This window comes from Kitasatospora sp. NPDC056800 (genome assembly GCF_042789775.1).
In the GTDB taxonomy this organism is placed as follows: domain Bacteria; phylum Actinomycetota; class Actinomycetes; order Streptomycetales; family Streptomycetaceae; genus Kitasatospora.
This window is the reverse complement of record NZ_JBHUAL010000201.1, coordinates 1-17,563: the sequence shown is the minus strand read 5'-3', so window position 1 is coordinate 17,563 and position 17,563 is coordinate 1. Positions and strand designations below refer to the sequence as shown.

15 protein-coding genes and 1 riboswitch are annotated in these 17,563 nt (G+C 72.0%); of the genes, 9 read left to right on the top strand and 6 right to left on the bottom strand.

Annotated features, from left to right (window positions below; genetic code table 11):
* The first annotated feature begins 1,381 nt into the window (after positions 1-1,381).
* The gene (locus ACFRQN_RS32705; protein ID WP_380743981.1) at positions 1,382-1,684 is read left to right on the top strand and encodes a hypothetical protein; all 303 of its coding nucleotides are present in this window, start codon (positions 1,382-1,384) and stop codon (positions 1,682-1,684) included.
* Between the two features lie 137 nt (positions 1,685-1,821).
* On the opposite strand, the gene ACFRQN_RS32700 is transcribed toward ACFRQN_RS32705, so the two are convergent.
* Positions 1,822-2,436, bottom strand: coding sequence for a hypothetical protein (locus ACFRQN_RS32700; RefSeq protein WP_380743979.1), 615 nt, complete (start codon positions 2,434-2,436; stop codon positions 1,822-1,824).
* A 90-nt stretch (positions 2,437-2,526) separates the two neighbouring features.
* On the opposite strand from ACFRQN_RS32700, the gene ACFRQN_RS32695 reads away from it, so the two are divergent.
* The gene (locus ACFRQN_RS32695; protein ID WP_380743977.1) at positions 2,527-3,300 is read left to right on the top strand and encodes a class I SAM-dependent methyltransferase; all 774 of its coding nucleotides are present in this window, start codon (positions 2,527-2,529) and stop codon (positions 3,298-3,300) included.
* A 296-nt stretch (positions 3,301-3,596) separates the two neighbouring features.
* Positions 3,597-4,061, top strand: a complete 465-nt coding sequence (locus tag ACFRQN_RS32690) for a nuclear transport factor 2 family protein (RefSeq protein WP_380743975.1) — start codon at positions 3,597-3,599, stop codon at positions 4,059-4,061.
* A 56-nt stretch (positions 4,062-4,117) separates the two neighbouring features.
* Here ACFRQN_RS32690 and ACFRQN_RS32685 read toward each other — a convergent pair whose 3' ends face one another.
* Positions 4,118-4,873, bottom strand: coding sequence for a TetR/AcrR family transcriptional regulator (locus ACFRQN_RS32685; RefSeq protein WP_380743973.1), 756 nt, complete (start codon positions 4,871-4,873; stop codon positions 4,118-4,120).
* Between the two features lie 150 nt (positions 4,874-5,023).
* Here ACFRQN_RS32685 and ACFRQN_RS32680 point away from each other — a divergent pair, with 150 nt between their 5' ends.
* Together ACFRQN_RS32680 and ACFRQN_RS32675 are read left to right on the top strand one after the other, a co-directional pair.
* Positions 5,024-5,647 carry an NADPH-dependent FMN reductase gene (locus tag ACFRQN_RS32680; protein ID WP_380743971.1) on the top strand — a complete coding sequence of 208 codons (624 nt, stop codon included), beginning with the start codon at positions 5,024-5,026 and terminating at the stop codon, positions 5,645-5,647.
* A gap of 22 nt (positions 5,648-5,669) precedes the next feature.
* Positions 5,670-7,283: an MDR family MFS transporter gene (locus tag ACFRQN_RS32675; RefSeq protein WP_380743969.1), complete on the top strand. Its 1,614-nt coding sequence runs from the start codon at positions 5,670-5,672 to the stop codon at positions 7,281-7,283.
* Between the two features lie 69 nt (positions 7,284-7,352).
* Here ACFRQN_RS32675 and ACFRQN_RS32670 read toward each other — a convergent pair whose 3' ends face one another.
* From ACFRQN_RS32670 to gcvT, 4 genes are all read right to left on the bottom strand, one after another.
* Positions 7,353-8,720, bottom strand: a complete 1,368-nt coding sequence (locus ACFRQN_RS32670) for an L-serine ammonia-lyase (RefSeq protein ID WP_117489616.1) — start codon at positions 8,718-8,720, stop codon at positions 7,353-7,355.
* 161 nt (positions 8,721-8,881) lie between these two features.
* Positions 8,882-10,150 (bottom strand): serine hydroxymethyltransferase, encoded by a 1,269-nt coding sequence (gene glyA / locus ACFRQN_RS32665; protein ID WP_049649095.1) that lies wholly within the window; start codon positions 10,148-10,150, stop codon positions 8,882-8,884.
* Between the two features lie 80 nt (positions 10,151-10,230).
* A complete protein-coding gene (gcvH, locus tag ACFRQN_RS32660) occupies positions 10,231-10,611 on the bottom strand; it encodes a glycine cleavage system protein GcvH (RefSeq protein ID WP_049649096.1) in 381 nt (126 codons plus the stop codon).
* 99 nt (positions 10,612-10,710) lie between these two features.
* Positions 10,711-11,832 (bottom strand): glycine cleavage system aminomethyltransferase GcvT, encoded by a 1,122-nt coding sequence (gene gcvT, locus ACFRQN_RS32655; RefSeq protein WP_049649097.1) that lies wholly within the window; start codon positions 11,830-11,832, stop codon positions 10,711-10,713.
* A gap of 229 nt (positions 11,833-12,061) precedes the next feature.
* A riboswitch (glycine riboswitch) is annotated at positions 12,062-12,163 on the bottom strand.
* A gap of 209 nt (positions 12,164-12,372) precedes the next feature.
* On the opposite strand from gcvT, the gene ACFRQN_RS32650 reads away from it, so the two are divergent.
* The 4 genes from ACFRQN_RS32650 to ACFRQN_RS32635 all read left to right on the top strand — a co-directional run bounded on the left by ACFRQN_RS32650 (position 12,373) and on the right by ACFRQN_RS32635 (position 17,502).
* On the top strand, positions 12,373-13,176 hold the full coding sequence (locus ACFRQN_RS32650; RefSeq protein WP_117489618.1) for an enhanced serine sensitivity protein SseB C-terminal domain-containing protein: 804 nt from the start codon (positions 12,373-12,375) through the stop codon (positions 13,174-13,176).
* A 116-nt stretch (positions 13,177-13,292) separates the two neighbouring features.
* Positions 13,293-14,216, top strand: coding sequence for an enhanced serine sensitivity protein SseB C-terminal domain-containing protein (locus tag ACFRQN_RS32645; protein WP_079271895.1), 924 nt, complete (start codon positions 13,293-13,295; stop codon positions 14,214-14,216).
* Positions 14,217-14,662: 446 nt separating this feature from the next.
* Positions 14,663-15,649: an ABC transporter permease gene (locus ACFRQN_RS32640; protein ID WP_049649099.1), complete on the top strand. Its 987-nt coding sequence runs from the start codon at positions 14,663-14,665 to the stop codon at positions 15,647-15,649.
* An 86-nt stretch (positions 15,650-15,735) separates the two neighbouring features.
* Entirely contained in the window at positions 15,736-17,502 is a 1,767-nt protein-coding gene (locus tag ACFRQN_RS32635; protein ID WP_074001488.1) for an ABC transporter substrate-binding protein, read from the top strand.
* Positions 17,503-17,563: the final 61 nt, after the last annotated feature.

The following is a 17,563-nucleotide window of genomic DNA, read 5'->3' as shown; positions in this document are numbered from 1 at the left end:
CTGTGGGCCGGGGGGGTGGGGGGGGCGGGGGCCCCGCCGCCGGGCCCTCCCGGGGGCTCCTGGCCCGCCGGCAGGAACGTTGGGCCGCGCGAGAAGTCGGACCGGCCGACTTCTCGCGCGAGGGCCCCGGTTCGCTCGCGGTGCGGGAACTCTGCGGAGGGCGGTTTCCGGGGTCAGCTGGGGAGAACCGCGTGATGCGAAAGGGGCTCCGGCCGACCGCGTTCCCCTGTTGCTGTCCCGGATCGCCTACGGGGACGAGGGCGCGGCCCGCAGGTCTGTCGGTGAACTGGCCGATGCCGTCTGCGCGCTGGGGTTCGTTGTCGGCGAGGCGACGGCTCCCACGGTGCCGTTCCTGCTCGGACTGGTCGGGGTGCCGCATGTGGTCGGCAACGGCGAGTTGTCGGAGGCGGTCGCGAGGTGGGCTGGTCGGTTGCGGGCTCGCCGTCCTCGCCGGAGGGTCGGCTTTCCTGATGCTCCCGGCTTTCCGGTTGGTGCGTCGGCCCGCGCGAGAAGTCGGACCGGCCGACTTCTCACGCGCGGGTCCCGGGGCACTCGTGGTGCGGGAAGGCTGCTGGGGCGGTTTTCGGGGGCCGCCGGGGTGAGCTGCGGGATCCGGGCGGCGAGCTGTCGGCCGCAGCCCGGTTTGGAGGCGGCCGCGAGGAGGGCCGTCCAGGCGGGCTGGTCGGTCGTGGGCTTGCCGTCCTGGCTGGAGGGTTGGCCTTCCTGGCGCTTCCGAGGCGCCGGTGGGGCGTTGGTCTGCGCGAGAAGTCGGGCTGGCCGACTTCTCGCGCGAGGGCCTCGGGCTACTCGCGGTGGGGGGAGGCTGCGGAGGATGGTTCTCGGGGTCTGATGGGGAGGGCTATGTGATGCGACGGGGGCGCCGGTCGGCCGGTACGGCGTGAGCTGTCGGCCGCAGCCCGGCTTGGAGGCGGCCGTGAGGAGGGCCGTTCAGGTGGGCTGGTCGGTCGTGGGCTTGCCGTCCTGGCTGGAGGGTTGGCCTTCCTGGTGCTTCCGGGGTGGCGGTAGGAGTGTTGGTCTGCGCGAGAAGTCGGACCGGCCGACTTCTCGCGTGATGACCTCGGGGTACTCGTGGCGCAGGAAGTCTGCGGAGGGCGGTTTTCGCGGTCCGCCGGGGTGAGCTGCGGGATGCGTCGGTCGGCCGGTACGGCGTGAGCTGTCGGCCGCAGCCCGGCTTGGAGGCGGCCGTGAGGAGGGCCGTCCTGGTGGGTTGGTCGGTTGTGGGCTTGCTGCCCTGGCTGGGCGCGGCCTTCCTGGTGCTCCAGGGTCGGCGGTAGGGAGTGCTGGGCTGCGTGAGAAGTCGGACCGGCCGACTTCTCACGCGAGGGCCCTGGGTCGCTCGTGGTGGGGGAGGTTGCGGAGGGTGGTTCTCGAGGTTCGTTGGGGTGAGTTGCGCGATGTGGCGGGGGCTTTGGCCGGGCGCGTTCTCCTGTTGCCGTCCCGGATCGGCTGTGGGGAGGAGGGGGCGGCCCGCAGGGCTGTTGGTGAACTGGCCGATGTCGTCTGCGCGCTGGGGTTCGTTGTCGGCGAGGCGGCGGCTCCCACGGTGCCGTTCCTGCTCGAACTGGTCGGGGTGCCGCATGTGGTCTGCGAGGGCGAGTTGCCGTCGTGGGCTCGCTGTTCTGGCCGGGGGTTGGCCTTCGTGGTGCTTCCGGGGTGGTGGTAGGGAGTGTTGGTCTGCGCGAGAAGTCGGGCTGGCCGACTTCTCGCGCGAGGGCCTCGGGGCACTCGTGGTGGGGGGAGGGAGGGATGCCCCGCCGTTTCTGGAGGCGTGACCGGGGACCGGTGGTCGCGGGGTGGTCCTCAGGTGTCGAAGGTGATGGCGGGCGTCCCGGAGTTCCGGGTGAGGAAGTGCAGCAGCTCGGCGAAGCCGCGCGCGTCGTCGAGGGCCTTGTGGGTGTGCCGCACGCCGCCGAGCCAGTGCGGGGGCAGTGCCGGTGCCGGGAGGTCCGCGGGCGGTCGGCCGGTCAGTGCCGCCGTGTACGAGCGCAGGCACAGGGCCGGGCCGTGGAAGAGGAGATCCTGCTCGTAGGGGCCCTGGTGCAGTCCGAAGGAGGTGAACCGGCGCAGGTAGTAGTCGATCCAGGTTCCGTCGAACGACAGGGGTGCCGCGGCGAACGCCCGCCGGCCGGGCAGGGACCGGACCCACTCGACGTACCTGGTCATGACATCGGTGACGGGCTCCGGGTTCGTCGTCGCGGCCTCCCAGGCGCCCGGCTCGGAGTCGAACCATTCCTTCGTGCGCGGGTTCGGGGCCGATCCGGGAAGCGGTTCGAGGACGGCTTCGAACTCGCCGAAGATCCGGCCGTCCATGGTCGTGGCCACGGACGCGAAGGACCGCATCGAGTTCGGTCCCGGCCACGGGCCGTCCACCTCGATGTCGGTCACCACGTAGGTCCAGTCGCTGAGTTCGGTCATGCGGCCGACGGTACCGCCACGGCCTCCCCCGTCGGTGCGGGTTCACGCGAAGCGGTTGCCTCCGGTGGTCCCGTTTGATGGGCTGGTCGGATGGGACACGCGGGGCAGGAGAGCCGGACGGCGAGGTACGACCGGATCGGCGTCGGGTACCGGCAGGTCCGTCGGCCCGATCCGCGGCTGCACGCGTTGATCGGGTTGGCGCTGCGGGGAGCGCGCACGGTGGTCAACGTCGGTGCGGGGGCTGGATCGTACGAGCCGGAGGACGCCGAGGTCACGGCCGTCGACCCGTCGCAGGTCATGCTCGACCAGCATCCGGGGGAGCGGAAGGTCAAGGCCTCGGCCGAGCAACTGCCCTTCGAGGACGGTGCGTTCGACGCGGCGATGGCCGTCCTGACCGTCCACCACTGGTCGGACCCGCGGCGCGGGCTGGCCGAGCTGCGGCGGGTCGCGCGGCGGCAGGCGGTGTTCACCTGGGACCCGGCGCACCGGCCGCAGCTGTGGCTGCTGGAGGACTACCTGCCGGAGATCAGGGAGTTGGAGGACTCCCGCTTCACGCCGCTGGAGGAGGTGGTGGAGGCCCTGGACGCGCACACCGTGCTGCCCTTCCCCGTCCCCTGGGACTTCACCGATGGCTTCCAGATCGCCCACTGGCGGCGGCCCGAGCACTACCTGGACCCGATGGTCCGGCAGGCCAGTTCGACCTTCGCGCAGCTGCCACCGGAGGTGGTCGAGCCGGCCGTCGAGCGGCTGCGGGCCGACCTCGCCTCGGGGGCGTGGCACCGGCGGTACGCCGACCTGCTCGACCGGGACAGCATGGACTACGGCTACCGCCTGGTCCTCGCCGGCGAGCGGCCGGCCGGGTAGGCGTTGTCGGCGGCTGCCGCCGTACAGGAAGTCGGACCGGCCGACTTCCTGTGCAGCGCGGCTGGTTGACCGAGGGCCGTGAACGGAGCGCAGGACTCGCAGGTGCCGATCCCGGGGTACGAGGACGGCCCCTCGGTGCCGGGCGAAGCCTGCGGGGGCGCGGCGGCTGTCAGGTCGTCGAGGGGGAGCCGACTTCCGGCGGCTAGGGTTGGGGCCATCGATCGATGCGCGGGGGCCAAGTCGATTGCCGCAGAGGGATTCTGGCGTCCCCGTCCGCTGCCGAAGGGGCCGCCGTCATGCCGGATTCCGCCACGCCCAGCCCGCTCGACCTGCTCGTCCGCTACCGGCGGGCGATGCTCGACCTGGACGCGGACGCCCTCGCAGAGCTGTACGCCGAGGATGGGGTGCACGAGTTCCCGTTCCTGTTCCCCGGGATGCCGGAGCGGTACCGGGGGCGGGAGGAGATCCGGGCCGGCTACCGGGCCGCCTGGGGTGCGAGTGCGGCGCGGCCGCGGGAGATCCGGGAGGTGGCCGTCCACCCGGGTGCCGACCCGGAGGTGCTGACCGTCGAGCAGCAGGTGGTCGGGACGCTCGCCACCACCGGGGAGCCGTTCACCGTGCCTGGCCTGCTGGTGATGCGCGCCCGGGACGGCCTGCTGGTGCACGTGCGGGACTACATGGACGGCCTGGGCGTGGCCCGCGCGATGGGCCGGCTGGGTGCCGTCGCCGCGCGGCTGGGGGCCGGGGCGGCCGGCAAGTAAGAGGCGGCGGAGTGGGAAGTCGGACTGGCCGACTTCCCACTCCGTGAGCGGCCCGGTCAGAGGGCGAAGTGGGCGGCGATGCCGTCGAGGACGCAGTCGAGGCCGGTTTCGAACTGCCAGTCGGGGTCGTCCTTGCGGGTGGCCGCGTGGAGGTAGCGCTGGTAGTTGGGGTAGCGGCCGGTGCCCATCAGCCAGGTCATCCGGGGGGCGAGGCCGGCCCGGGTCTGGTCGCCGTCGGACCAGCCGCGCTCGCGGCGCAGGGTGTTCAGGGTGACCTCGGTGGCGACCGAGCCGTGGACGTAGCCGGTGACGGTGCGGAACACCGCCATGGTGGTGTCGGCGTCCAGGCCGTGCTCGGCCAGGGCGGCGAACGCGTGCTCGGGGACGGCGAGTTGGTTCGGGCTGAGGGAGAACGGGGTGGCCGCCCGGACGGTCCACGGGTGGGCCAGGTGCATGGCCCGCAGGTGGAGGGCGAGGGCGCGCATGGTCTCCCGCCAGTCCTCGGCGGGGGCGGCGTCCAGGGGGAGTCGGCCGTAGACGAAGTCGACCATCAGCTCGATGAGTTCGTCCTTGCCGGAGACGTACCGGTAGGCGGCCATCGGGGCGACGCCGAGTTTGGCGGCGAGCCGGCGCATGGTGACGGCGTCCAGGCCCTCGGCGTCGGCGACGGCGACGGCGGCCTCGGCGATCCGCTGCGGGGTCAGGGTGGTGCGCGGGGCGGGGGCCGGGCGGTCCAGGCGTTCCCAGAGTGACGCCGGGGGCCTGTCGTCGCCGGCGGGGGTGTCCCCGGTGGGGGCCTGCTGAGCGGGCATGGGGGCGGGCTCCTTCCGACTGGGGGTCGGTCCCACCGTAGCACCCTCCTGTGTACGGCGTATCGGCAGTGGACGCCGTACACGTCGATGTGTACGTTGTATTCGAGACGGATACGCCGTACACATCAGCCATCCCGGAGGGGGACTCCCATGTCCACGGAGCAGAAGTCCAACGAGCAGGCGTCCAACGAGCAGAACCTGAAGGTCGCCGTCCTCGTCGGCAGCACCCGCGACGGCCGTTTCGGCCCGGTGGTCGCCGACTGGCTGCTCGGCCACCTCGAAGCGCGCGGCGACCTGACCGCCGACCGGATCGACCTGGTGGAGACCCCGCTGCCCGTCACCTTCCCGTCCTTCGGCGGCGAACTCTCGCCGGACGACGCCGCGCTGCTGGCCGCCGTGTCGCCCCGGCTGGAGGCGGCCGACGCCTTCGTGATCGTCACGCCCGAGTACAACCACAGCTTCCCGGCCCCGCTGAAGAACGCCATCGACTGGCACAACCGGCAGTGGCACGGCAAGCCGGTCGGCTTCGTCTCGTACGGCGGCCTGTCCGGCGGCCTGCGGGCGGTCGAGCAGCTGCGGGTGGTGATGGCCGAGCTGAACGCCGCCACGATCCGCAACACGGTCAGTTTCCACGGCGCCTCGCAGTGCTTCGACGCCGAGGGCAGGGCGATCGACCCGGCCGCCGACACCGCCGCCAAGACCATGCTCGACCAGCTCACCTGGTGGGCGCAGGCGCTGCGGGACGCCCGCCGGGCCCGCCCGTTCGCGGCCTGAGCCGGGGAAGGGGGCGGACGGCATGGCCACGGAACAGAGCGGGGGCCAAAACAAGGAGCAGGCCGACGAGCGGCCCAAGCCGCCGCTGCTCGGCGTCGTCGGACTGATGCTCGGCATCTTCCTCTCGGCCCTCGACGGCCAGATCATCGGCACCGCGCTGCCGACCATCGTCGGCGACCTCGGCGGGCTGGAGCACCTCTCCTGGGCGGTCACCGCCTACCTGCTGACCTCCGCCGCCGCCACCCCGCTCTGGGGCCGGCTCGGCGACCTGTACGGGCGCAAGGGCGCCTACCAGTGGGCGGTGGTGGTGTTCCTGGCCGGCTCGGTGCTGGCCGGACTCGCCCAGGACATGGGGCAGTTGATCGCCTTCCGGGGCCTCCAGGGGATCGGCGCGGGCGGGCTGATGGTCGGCGCGCTCTCGGTGATCGGGGTGCTCGTCCCCGCCTCCGACCGGGCGCGGGTGCAGTCGGTGGTCGGCGTGCTGATGCCGATCGCCTTCGTCGGCGGACCGCTGCTCGGCGGCTTCCTCACCGAACGGCTGAGCTGGCGCTGGGCCTTCTACGTCAACCTGCCGGTCGGGCTGGTCGCGCTGCTCGCGGTCGGCGTCGGGGTACGGCTGCGGACGGAGCGGGTGCGCGCCCCGTTCGACTGGGCCGGGGTCGCCCTGCTGACCACCGGCATCCTCGCGCTCACCCTGGTGAGCAGCTGGGGCGGCACCGCCTACTCCTGGACCTCCCCGGTGCTCCTCGGCACGGCGCTCGTCGCGGTGGTCGCGCTGGGCTGGTTCGCCCGGACCGAACTGCGCGCCCCCGGGCCGCTGATCCCGCCCGCGCTGTTCCGCGACCGCAACTTCACGGTGGCGCAGATGCTCGGCTTCCTCACCGGCGCGGTGATGATCGCCCTGGTCGGCTACCTGCCGCTCTACCTGCAGCTGGCCCGGGGCGCCTCGCCCACCGCCGGCGGGCTGCTCCTGCTGCCGCTGATGCTCGGCATGATGGGCACCCAGCTGGTGACGGCGCGGCTGATGGGCCGGCCCGGCGGCGAGCGGCGCTACCCGCTGCTGGGCGGCGCGGTCACCCTGGCCGGCGGCGCGCTGCTGCTGCTCCTGCGCACCGACACCCCGATCGCCGTGGCCTCGGCCCTCACGGCCGTCGCCGGGATCGGCCTCGGCCTGGTGATGCAGAGCACCCTGCTGACCTCGATGGGGGCGGTCCGGCCGCAGGACATGGGCGCGGCGATGGGCGTGGTCACGCTGCTGCGGAGCATCGGCGGCTCGCTCGGCATGGCGGCGCTCGGCGCGGTCTACACGGCGCGGCTCACCGACTCCCTCACGGAGCGCCTCGGGGCCGCCGAGGCCGGCCGGCTCACCGGCGGCGGGCTGACCCCGGCCTCCCTCGACGGCCTCCCGGCCGAGGTTCGCGACGCCGTCGGGGCGGCGGTCACCGGCGGCCTGCACGGCACGGTCGTGGGCGGGGTGCTGCTGGCGGCCGCGGCGACGGCCCTCGCCTGCCTGGTGCGCCCGCAGCAGGGAGCGGCCAGGGAGATCAAGCCGCCGAAGCCCGAGCCCGAGCCGACGAAGCCAGACCCGGAGCCGGAGCCGGCCGACACCCCCGCGAAGGCGGCCACGGCCGGGTGATCCGGAGCACGCGCAGGCCCCCGGGCGGAACGGGGGACCGCCCGGGGGCCTGCGGAAAAGCCGGTCAGCTCAGCACTCGATGACGTTGACGGCGAGCCCGCCGCGCGAGGTCTCCTTGTACTTGATCTTCATGTCGGCCCCGGTCTCCTTCATCGTCTTGATCGCCTTGTCCAGCGAGACGTGGTGCCGTCCGTCGCCGCGCAGCGCCATCCGGGCCGCGGTGACGGCCTTGACGGAGGCCATGCCGTTGCGCTCGATGCAGGGGATCTGGACCAGGCCGCCGACCGGGTCGCAGGTGAGGCCGAGGTTGTGCTCGATGCCGATCTCGGCGGCGTTCTCGACCTGCTCGGGGGTGCCGCCGAGGACCTCGGCGAGGCCGCCCGCGGCCATCGAGCAGGCGGAGCCGACCTCGCCCTGGCAGCCGACCTCGGCGCCGGAGATGGAGGCGTTCTCCTTGAAGAGCATGCCGATGGCGCCGGCGGCGAGCAGGAAGCGGACGATGCCGTCGTCGTCGGCGCCCGGGATGAAGTTCAGGTAGTAGTGCAGGACGGCCGGGATGATCCCGGCGGCGCCGTTGGTCGGCGCGGTGACGACCCGGCGGCCGGAGGCGTTCTCCTCGTTCACGGCCATCGCGTAGAGGGTCACCCACTCCATCGCGTTGGCCGGCCCGATGCCCTCGGCGCGCAGCGCGCGGGCACCCGAGGCGGCCCGGCGGCGGACCTTCAGCCCGCCCGGCAGGATGCCCTCGCGGGACATGCCGGCCCGCACGCACTCCTGCATCACGGACCAGATCTCCAGCAGACCGGTCCGGATCTCCTCCTCGCTGCGCCAGGCCTTCTCGTTCTCCAGCATCAGGCCGGAGATCGACAGCCCGGTCTCCCGGCTGAGCCGCAGCAGCTCGTCGCCGGTGCGGAAGGGGTACTTCAGCACGGTGTCGTCGGGCTTGACCCGGTCCGCGCCGATCGCGTCCTCGTCCACCACGAAGCCGCCGCCGACCGAGTAGTAGGTCTTCTCCAGCAGGGTCGAGCCGTCCGCCGCGTACGCCCACAGGGTCATCCCGTTGGCGTGGTACGGCAGCGAGCGGCGGCGGTGCAGGACCAGCTGGGTGTCGGGGTCGAAGTCGATCGGGTGCTCGCCGAGCAGGTTGATCCGCTTCTCGGCGAGGATCCGCTCGACGTCCTTGTCGGCCTGGTCGACGTCGACGGTGCGGGGCGAGGCGTTCTCCAGGCCGAGCAGGACGGCCTTCGGGGTGCCGTGGCCGTGGCCGGTGGCGCCGAGCGAGCCGTACAGCTCGGCCCGTACGCCCGTCACCCGGTCCAGCAGGTCCTCGGTGCGCAGTCGGCGGGCGAACATCCGGGCGGCGCGCATCGGGCCCACGGTGTGGGAGCTCGACGGGCCGATGCCGATGGAGAAGAGGTCGAAGACGCTGATGGCCACGGGGGACGTCCTTGTCTGGTCTCGTGGAAGGACTTGCGGGCAGGGAGGGGCCGACACGGGACGGGGCACCGCGCGCACTTCCAGTGTGCGCGGTGCCCCGGGGTGCCTGGTACGCCGGAGGGGTGAGGCCGGTCACCCCGCCCGAACGATCACCGGAGTGATCAGAGGTTCGGGTAGAGCGGGTACTTCGCGGCCAGGGCGGAGACCCGGGCCTTCAGCGCGTCGGCGACGGTCTCGTCGAAGGCGGGCTTGAGCGCCTCGGCGATGATGTCGGCGACCTCGCGGAAGTCCTCGGCCTGGAAGCCGCGGGTGGCCAGGGCCGGGGTGCCGATGCGCAGGCCCGAGGTGACCATCGGCGGGCGCGGGTCGTTCGGGATGGCGTTGCGGTTGACGGTGATGCCGACCTCGTGCAGCCGGTCCTCGGCCTGCTGGCCGTCGAGCTGGCTGTTGCGCAGGTCGACCAGGACCAGGTGGACGTCGGTGCCGCCGGAGAGCACGCTGGCGCCGGCCTCGGCCACGTCGGCCTGGAGCAGGCGCTCGGCGAGGATGCGGGCGCCGTCCAGGGTGCGCTGCTGGCGCTCCTTGAACTCCTCGGAGGCCGCGACCTTGAAGGCGACCGCCTTGCCGGCGATCACGTGCTCCAGCGGGCCGCCCTGCTGGCCGGGGAAGACCGCGGAGTTGATCTTCTTGGCGAACTCGGCCTTGGACAGGATGACGCCGCCGCGCGGGCCGCCCAGGGTCTTGTGGGTCGTGGTGGTGACCACGTCCGCGTAGGGCACCGGGTTCGGGTGCAGCCCGGCGGCCACCAGGCCGGCGAAGTGCGCCATGTCCACCATGAGCAGCGCGCCGACCTCGTCGGCGATCCGGCGGAACGCGGCGAAGTCGAGCTGGCGCGGGTAGGCGGACCAGCCGGCGATGATCAGCTTCGGCTGGTGCTCCTTGGCGAGGCGCTCGACCTCGGCCATGTCGACCTGGCCGGTCTTCTCGTCCACGTGGTACGCGGCCACGTTGTAGAGCTTGCCGGAGAAGTTGATCTTCATGCCGTGGGTCAGGTGACCGCCGTGGGCCAGGCTCAGGCCCAGGATGGTGTCGCCCGGCTGGATCAGCGCGAACATCGCGGCGGCGTTGGCCTGCGCGCCGGAGTGCGGCTGGACGTTGGCGTGCTCGGCCCCGAACAGGGCCTTGATGCGGTCGATCGCGATCTGCTCGACCACGTCGACGTGCTCGCAGCCACCGTAGTAGCGGCGGCCGGGGTAGCCCTCCGCGTACTTGTTGGTGAGCACCGAGCCCTGGGCCTCCATGACCGCCACCGGGGCGAAGTTCTCGGAGGCGATCATCTCCAGGGTGGTCTGCTGGCGGTGCAGCTCGGCGTCGACCGCGGCGGCGATCTCCGGGTCGAGGGCGTGCAGGGACTGGTTGAGAACAGTCATGGTGTGGTCTTCCCGGGAGGAGGAGGGAAAGGGGCCAGGGCGGGACGGACCGCGGTGCGGCGGCCCGTCCCGTCGGGGGCTCAGCCCTGGGGGTTGGTGAGCGCGTCGTACTCGTCGGCGCTGAGCAGCTCGTCGGTGGCCTCGACGCGCACCTTGAACAGCCAGCCGCCCTCGAAGGGGTCGCTGTTGACGAGGGCGTTGTTGTCCAGGACGTCCGGGTTGACCTCGGTGACCTCGCCGGTCACCGGGGAGAACAGGTCGCTGACCGACTTGGTGGACTCCAGCTCGCCACAGGTCTCGCCGGCGGTCACGGTCTCGCCGACCTCGGGCAGCTGCACGTAGACGATGTCACCGAGCGCGTCCGCGGCGTGCTTGGTGATACCGATCGTGGAGACACCGTCCACGGCGGCCGTCAGCCACTCGTGCTCCTTGGTGTACTGAAGGTGCTGGGGGTTGCTCATGGCGTCATTCTCCAGGATGGGAAGCGGGTACGACGAAGCGGGCCGCCGCGCGGACGGCTGCGACGTGCGCGTATGGGAAAACGGGGGGCGTGCGAGGGGTCAGCGGGCGCGCTTGTAGAACGGCAGCGCCACGACCCTGACGGGCTCGTGCTTGCCGCGCACGTCCACCGCGACGGTGGTGCCGGGGGCGGCGTGGGCGGCGTCGACGTAGGCCATCGCGATCGGCTGCCCCAGGGTCGGGGACGGCGCGCCGGAGGTGATCCGGCCGATCGGCTCGCCCTCGGTGGAGACCACGGTGTACTCGGCGCGCGGCACCCGCTTGCCGTCGGAGACCAGGCCGACCAGCACCTTCGGCGGGTTGGTCTCGGCCGCGGCGGCGGCCGCCTCCAGGGCCTTGCGGCCGACGAAGGCGCCCTCGTTGGTGGTCTTGTCGAAGCGGACGACCCGGCCCAGGCCGGCGTCGAACGGGGTCAGGTCGGTGGACAGCTCGTGCCCGTACAGCGGCATGCCGGCCTCCAGGCGCAGCGTGTCGCGGCAGGACAGGCCGCAGGGGACCAGGCCGCGGTCCGCGCCGGCGGCGGTCAGCGCCTGCCAGACCGGCTCGGCGTCGGCCGGGTGGCAGAAGATCTCGAAGCCGTCCTCGCCGGTGTAGCCGGTGCGGGCGAGCAGCACCTCGCGGTCGGCCACGAAGGCCGGGAGGATCGCGTAGTACTTCAGGCCGGGCAGGTCGGCGTCGGTGGTGTCGGCCAGGATGCCGGTGGCCTCCGGGCCCTGGACGGCGATCAGCGCGTAGGTGTCGCGGTCGTCGGTGACGACGGCGTCGAAGCCCTTGGCGCGGGCGATCAGCTCGTCGAGGACCAGCTGGGCGTTGGAGGCGTTGGCGACGACCAGGAAGGCGTCCTCGCGCAGGCGGTAGACGATCAGGTCGTCCAGGATGCCGCCGTCCTCGGCGCAGATCATGGTGTAGCGGGCGCGCAGCTCGCCCAGCGCGGAGACGAAGCCGACCAGGGCGTGGTCCAGCATCTCGCCGGCCTGCGGGCCGGTGACGGTGATCTCGCCCATGTGCGAGAGGTCGAACAGGCCGGCCTTGGTGCGGACGGCGAGGTGCTCCTCGCGCTCGCTGCCGTAGCGCAGCGGCATGTCCCAGCCGGCGAAGTCGGTCATGGTCGCGCCGAGGGCGCGGTGCAGCGCGTCGAGCGCGGTCAGGCGGAGGGACGACATGGCCAGGAACTCCTCGGTCGGGGCACTCAGGGGTGCACGCACCGGACCGGACCCGCTGGGGGCCGACCCTGCGCGCGGGCATGCGGCGGCGTGGGTCTCCCCATCTGTCGTCGAACCTGAGAGCTTCACCGCCCCGCCGCCCGCAGCCGTTTCCAGCTTGGGGGACAGCATGACGGCTTGCACCGTGGGTGGGCGCACGACAGGGCCGGGCGCCGCTTTCCAGATGTGCCTAACCCGTGCGGTAGGGGTGCCTGAGAGATTCCGGGGAGGACTTGCTCCTTCGGCGCCGGCTGTGCCTGAGCGGCACTCCGGGCTCTCCCGCGCGGGTTCGAGCGGCCGGTATGGAGTTGTGGGGGCCCGCGGCGCATGCCGTCGGACGGGCACATCATGGCACGTCCCGGACGACGAGGGGAGGGGGGACCCGGTCACACCGCGCGGGACCCGAACACGAGTCCTGACCACACCCCCCGCACGCCTCTAGACTGCTGCGCGTCGGTGCGGCAGTGGGCGGCCGACGGCAGAGGGCGGAATCGGCGGCGCATGGGGTACCCGGTGGAGCAGCAGCAGGGGTGGGGCGGACCGGAGGAGGCGCCGGCGGGCGGCTCCTGGCCGGCCAACGAACTGGAGCAGGTGCTGACCGCGGCCCTGGGCGACCCGGGCGCGACCCCACGGGTGTTCGAGGTGCTGGCGCGCAGCCAGGTGTGGGTGCCGCTGCCGGCCGGGGCCGACCCGCAGGGCCAGGCGCTCGACCTGCCGACCATCGAGCTGGGCGGCGACCCGTACGTGCCGGTGTTCTCCTCGCAGGAGGTGTTCCTCCAGCAGGCGCCGGGGATGGCCTTCGCGATCGCGCCGGTGTGGGAGTTCGCCCGCGGGCTGCCGCTGGGCCTCGGCATCGCGGTGAACCCGGACGCGCCGGTGGGCCTCCCGGTGCCGCCGCAGGGGGTCGCCGAGCTGCGCCGCGGCCCGCGCGAGGACCGCTGGGAACAGGCCGAGGGCGCCGCGGAGCCGACCGGCGGCCGGGTGGCGCTGCGCGAGCCGGTGCCGGGCGAGGACCCGGAGCACTTCCTGGCCGCCTGCCGGAGCGAACTGTCGGCGCTGCCCGGTGTGTTGACCGCCCGCAGGGCGCTGGCCAGCATCGAGGGCGAACCGACCGTGATGTTCGTGGGCGTCCAGTTGGACCCGGCGGCCCCGGCCGACCCGGCCGCGGTGAACGAGGCACTCGGGCGAGCGCTGGGAACCGCGCCGCTGCCCGGGGGCGTCCACCTCGTACTGCTCGACCTCGCCGACGACCCGGTGGTCGAGTGGCTGCTCACCCGGGTACTGCCTTTCCACACGCGGGCGTGAGCGGGTCCGGATCAGAGGCACGTCGCCGTGGCGGTGGCCGGTGCCGCGCCATAGGGTGCGTGCAGACGGCCGACGGGTCGGCGGGTTGAGGGAAAGAGGCGCGGCGAGGTGGGCGCATGAGTGCGGGAACGGGAGCGGGCGGTGTGCCGGGGCCCTGGGGCCAGGCACCGGCCGGGCGCCCGGGAGCTGATCCCGGCGCGTTGGAGCGCGCCCTGCGCGACGTCGCGCCGGAGCGCTACGACGCGTACGAGCGGCTGCTGCACGCGCTGGCGGACGGCCGGGTCTGGATGCTGCTGTGGCACGGCACGCCGGGCAGCCCGGACGCGCAGTACGGGAACATGGAGATCAGCGGCCACGGCTACGCGCCGGCCGTCACCTCGCCCGAGCAGCTGACCGCCTCCGGCTGGGCGCGGGCCCACGAGGTCGTCTCCGGCCGGGAGATCGCGGCCTCGCTGTACCGCACCCGCTGGGGCCTGTGGCTCAACCCGCACGCCCCCGGCGGCGGCGTCGGCGTGCCCTGGGCGGACCTCCGGCGGGTCGCCGCGGGCCTGGACCGGCTGCCGGCCGGGCCGTTGAAGCTCAGCGAGCCGCAGTTGAACGCCCAGCCGTTCTTCGCGCTGCTGGAGCGGCAGGCCGCCGAGGTGCGCGCGGTCCGGGCGCTGCGCCGGGCCTGGGTGCAGCCCGCGGTGGGGGAGCCGTACCTGGCCATCGGCCTTGACCTCTACGAGAGTTCGCCGCCGGCGGTGGAGGCGGTGCGGGCGCTGATGCAGCGCGCGATCGCGGTGGCCCCGGAGGGGCTCGCGGTGTCCACGGTGGCGATGTCGGACGAGTACGACCCGGTGGCGCTGTGGATGCGCGCCAACGCGCGGCCGTTCTTCGACCGGGAGGCGGGCCGCCCGCCGACCGGCCCGTACCCGCCGGTGCCCCCGCCGCCGTACCCCGGGCAGTCGATGCCGGGCTACGCGTACGGCACCCAGCCGCCGGCGCAGGGCTGGCAGCAGCAGCCGCAGCGGCCGTGGCCCGGCTACCCCGGGCGCTGAATCCCAAAACCCATTCTCCGAAGCCGACTTGATTGTCCGTCAAGTCGGCTTCGATGCTTTCCGGACGAATTTCCGGATGTGCGGCCCGGTCATCTTGACATGGCAGTTACAGCCATGTGAAGAGGTATATGCCGAAGATCGGGGAGGTGCATGCACGCAGATCACAGTTGGGCATCTGTCGGTTGTCAGGGCTGGCGCAAGCCAGTTCGGATGGCAGAGAGTTCTGCGCAACGCACCGCGCGTGCTGGAACCCCACAAAGGTGAGCGCGCACGCCGACAAGCCCGTCCACGCGACGCCCATCCCGCGTGGTGGCAGTGCCTGTGCACGACGCACTGCCGTCAACACCCGCTCCTCCTAAGCACCTCCGCACGTCCGCAGCCGCACCGCCGAAGACGGCGACCGGCACCCGTGGGCCGGCCACCGTCGGCGAGGGGACCAACTGACCATGACATCCGTGACCACCGCCGGGAACGAGCCGGAGGCAGCAGCCGCCGCCGGACCGGCCAAGAAGATCGAGGGCCGCTCCCTCGGCCAGATCGCCTGGACCCGCTTCAAGCGGGACAAGGCCGCCGTCGCCGGCGGCGTCGTGGTGATCCTGCTGATCATGCTCGCCGTGCTGGCCAAGCCGATCGAGTCGATGTTCGGGCTCGACCCGGACGCCCTCCACCAGGACCTGCTGGACGCCGACCTCGGCGGTCTGCCGTTCGGCGACTGGGGCGGCATGAGCCTCGAACACCCGCTCGGCATCGACCCGCTGCAGGGCCGTGACCTGCTCACCCGCGTCATCGAGGGCTCCTGGGTCTCCCTGCTGGTCGCCTTCGGCGCGACCCTGCTGTCCAACACCATCGGCACCGTGCTCGGCATCATGGCCGGCTACTACGGCGGCTGGGTGGACACCGTGATCAGCCGGGTGATGGACGTCTTCCTGGCCTTCCCGCTGCTGCTCTTCGCCATCGCGATCTCGACCTCGCTCCAGGGCGGAGCCTTCGGCCTGCACGGCCTGCCGCTGCACATGCTGGTGCTGATCTTCGTGATCGGCTTCTTCAACTGGCCCTACATGGGCCGGATCGTGCGCGGCCAGACGCTCTCGCTGCGCGAGCGGGAGTTCGTCCACGCGGCCCGCAGCCTCGGCGCCCGCGGCCCGTTCATCCTGTTCAAGGAGCTGCTGCCCAACCTGGTCGGTCCGATCCTGGTCTACTCGACCCTGCTGATCCCGACCAACATCCTCTTCGAGGCGGGGCTGAGCTTCCTCGGCGTCGGCATCCAGCCGCCGCAGGCCTCCTGGGGCGGGATGCTCCAGGACGCGATCCGGTACTACCAGGTGGACCCCCAGTACATGGTGGTCCCCGGTCTGGCGATCTTCGTCACCGTGCTCGCCTTCAACCTGCTCGGCGACGGTCTTCGCGACGCCCTCGATCCCAAGAGCAACTGATTCCGCCGCACATGACCACGCATCATGTGATGCGCCGTCAAGGCTCTCCTTCACCGCCTCCCATCCCCAAGGGGTTGATCTCACCCATGCGTAGGTCCCGTACCGTCGCCCTGACCGCGGCCGCAGCCGCCGCCGTCCTGGTCGTGACCGGTTGCACCAGCTCGTCGAAGGACACCGGTTCCGCCTCGTCCTCCGGCACCGGAGGCGGCTCCGGCGCCAACGCCGCCACCAAGGGCATCGTCAACGCCTCGGACAAGAAGGGCGGGACGGTCACCTACGAGATGAAGGGCACCCCGGACTCGCTCGACCCGGGCAACACGTACTACGCGTACATCTACAACTTCTCGCGCCTGTACGCCCGCTCGCTGACCACCTTCAACCCGGCGCCGGGCGACGAGGGCAACAAGCTCGTCCCCGACCTCGCCGAGTCGATGGGCCAGGTCAGCGCGGACGGCCTGACCTGGACGTACAAGCTGCGCAAGGGCCTGAAGTACGACGACGGCACCCCGATCTCCTCGAAGGACGTCAAGTACGCCGTCGAGCGCTCGAACTACGCGCTGGACGTGAACTCCAACGGCCCGGTCTACTTCCGCGAGCACCTGGTGGACAACGCCACGCCGTACGCCGGCCCGTACAAGGACAAGGAGGGCGGCCTCGACTCGATCGAGACGCCCGACGACACCACGATCGTCTTCCACCTGAAGCAGCCCTTCGCCGACTTCGACTACCTGGTCAGCGCCCCGCAGACCGCGCCGGTCCCGCAGGCCAAGGACACCGGCTCGGAGTACGTGAAGAAGATCGTCTCCTCGGGCTCCTACAAGTTCGAGTCCTACGAGGACGGCAAGCAGGCCGTCCTGGTCCCGAACACCAACTGGGACGCGAGCACCGACCCGATCCGCAAGCAGCTCGCGGACAAGATCGTGCTCCGGATGAACATCGACCAGTCCACCATCGACAAGGACCTGCTGGCCGGCAACGCCCAGGTCGACCTGGTGGGCGGCGGCGTCGACCCGCAGACCCAGGCGCAGATCCTCCAGAACCAGAAGCTGAAGGCCAGCACCGACAACGCCTACGGCGGCCGCCTGGTCTACATGGCGATCAACTCCAAGCTCGCGCCGTTCGACAACATCGAGTGCCGCAAGGCCGTGCAGTACGCGGTCGACAAGGTCTCGGTGCAGACCGCCCTCGGCGGCCCGATCCGCGGCCAGATCGCCAACACGGTGCTCCCGCCGGACATCCCGGGCCACCAGGACTTCAACACGTACGAGACCAAGGACAACAAGGGCGACGAGGCCAAGGCCAAGGAGGCCCTGAAGGCCTGCGGCAAGGAGGGCGGCATCAACACCGTCCTCTCCGCCCGCACCGAGCGCGCCACCGAGGTCGCCGCGGCCACCTCGATCCAGGCCGCGCTGAAGAAGGTCGGCATCAACGCCGAGATCCAGCAGTACCCGCAGGGCAAGTACCTCCAGGACAGCGCCGGCTCCCCGCAGTTCGCGGCCGAGCACAACATCGGCCTGATGATGATGCAGTGGGGTGCCGACTGGCCGACCGGCTACGGCTTCCTCCAGCAGATCGTCGACGGCCGCACCATCAAGCCGTCCGGCAACAACAACCTGGCCCAGCTGGACAACCCCGCGGTCAACAAGCTGCTCGACGACGCCGCGATCAACCCCGACAAGACGGCCCGCGAGAAGATCTACGGCGACGTCGACAAGAAGGTCATGGACCAGGCGGTCTACGTCCCGCTGACCTACTTCAAGGTCTTCCTGTACCGCCCGGACAACGCCACCAACGTGGTCTCCACCTCGGCGTTCTCGGGCGAGTACGACTACCTGAACATCGGCGTCAAGTAAGAGCCTGGCTCCGCATCCCTGAAGGCAGGTGAAGGCAGCGGCGCCCGCCGCCGTCCGGAAG

Coding starts and splice junctions, on each gene's coding strand:
- ACFRQN_RS32645 (WP_079271895.1), top strand. CDS start 13,293: ATGAGTGCGGGAACGGGAGCGGGCGGTGTGCCGGGGCCCTGGGGCCAG.
- ACFRQN_RS32675 (WP_380743969.1), top strand. CDS start 5,670: ATGGCCACGGAACAGAGCGGGGGCCAAAACAAGGAGCAGGCCGACGAG.
- ACFRQN_RS32685 (WP_380743973.1), bottom strand. CDS start 4,873: ATGCCCGCTCAGCAGGCCCCCACCGGGGACACCCCCGCCGGCGACGAC.
- ACFRQN_RS32695 (WP_380743977.1), top strand. CDS start 2,527: ATGGGACACGCGGGGCAGGAGAGCCGGACGGCGAGGTACGACCGGATC.
- glyA (WP_049649095.1), bottom strand. CDS start 10,150: ATGACTGTTCTCAACCAGTCCCTGCACGCCCTCGACCCGGAGATCGCC.
- gcvH (WP_049649096.1), bottom strand. CDS start 10,611: ATGAGCAACCCCCAGCACCTTCAGTACACCAAGGAGCACGAGTGGCTG.
- ACFRQN_RS32700 (WP_380743979.1), bottom strand. CDS start 2,436: ATGACCGAACTCAGCGACTGGACCTACGTGGTGACCGACATCGAGGTG.
- ACFRQN_RS32690 (WP_380743975.1), top strand. CDS start 3,597: ATGCCGGATTCCGCCACGCCCAGCCCGCTCGACCTGCTCGTCCGCTAC.
- ACFRQN_RS32680 (WP_380743971.1), top strand. CDS start 5,024: ATGTCCACGGAGCAGAAGTCCAACGAGCAGGCGTCCAACGAGCAGAAC.
- ACFRQN_RS32650 (WP_117489618.1), top strand. CDS start 12,373: ATGGGGTACCCGGTGGAGCAGCAGCAGGGGTGGGGCGGACCGGAGGAG.
- ACFRQN_RS32640 (WP_049649099.1), top strand. CDS start 14,663: ATGACATCCGTGACCACCGCCGGGAACGAGCCGGAGGCAGCAGCCGCC.
- gcvT (WP_049649097.1), bottom strand. CDS start 11,832: ATGTCGTCCCTCCGCCTGACCGCGCTCGACGCGCTGCACCGCGCCCTC.
- ACFRQN_RS32635 (WP_074001488.1), top strand. CDS start 15,736: ATGCGTAGGTCCCGTACCGTCGCCCTGACCGCGGCCGCAGCCGCCGCC.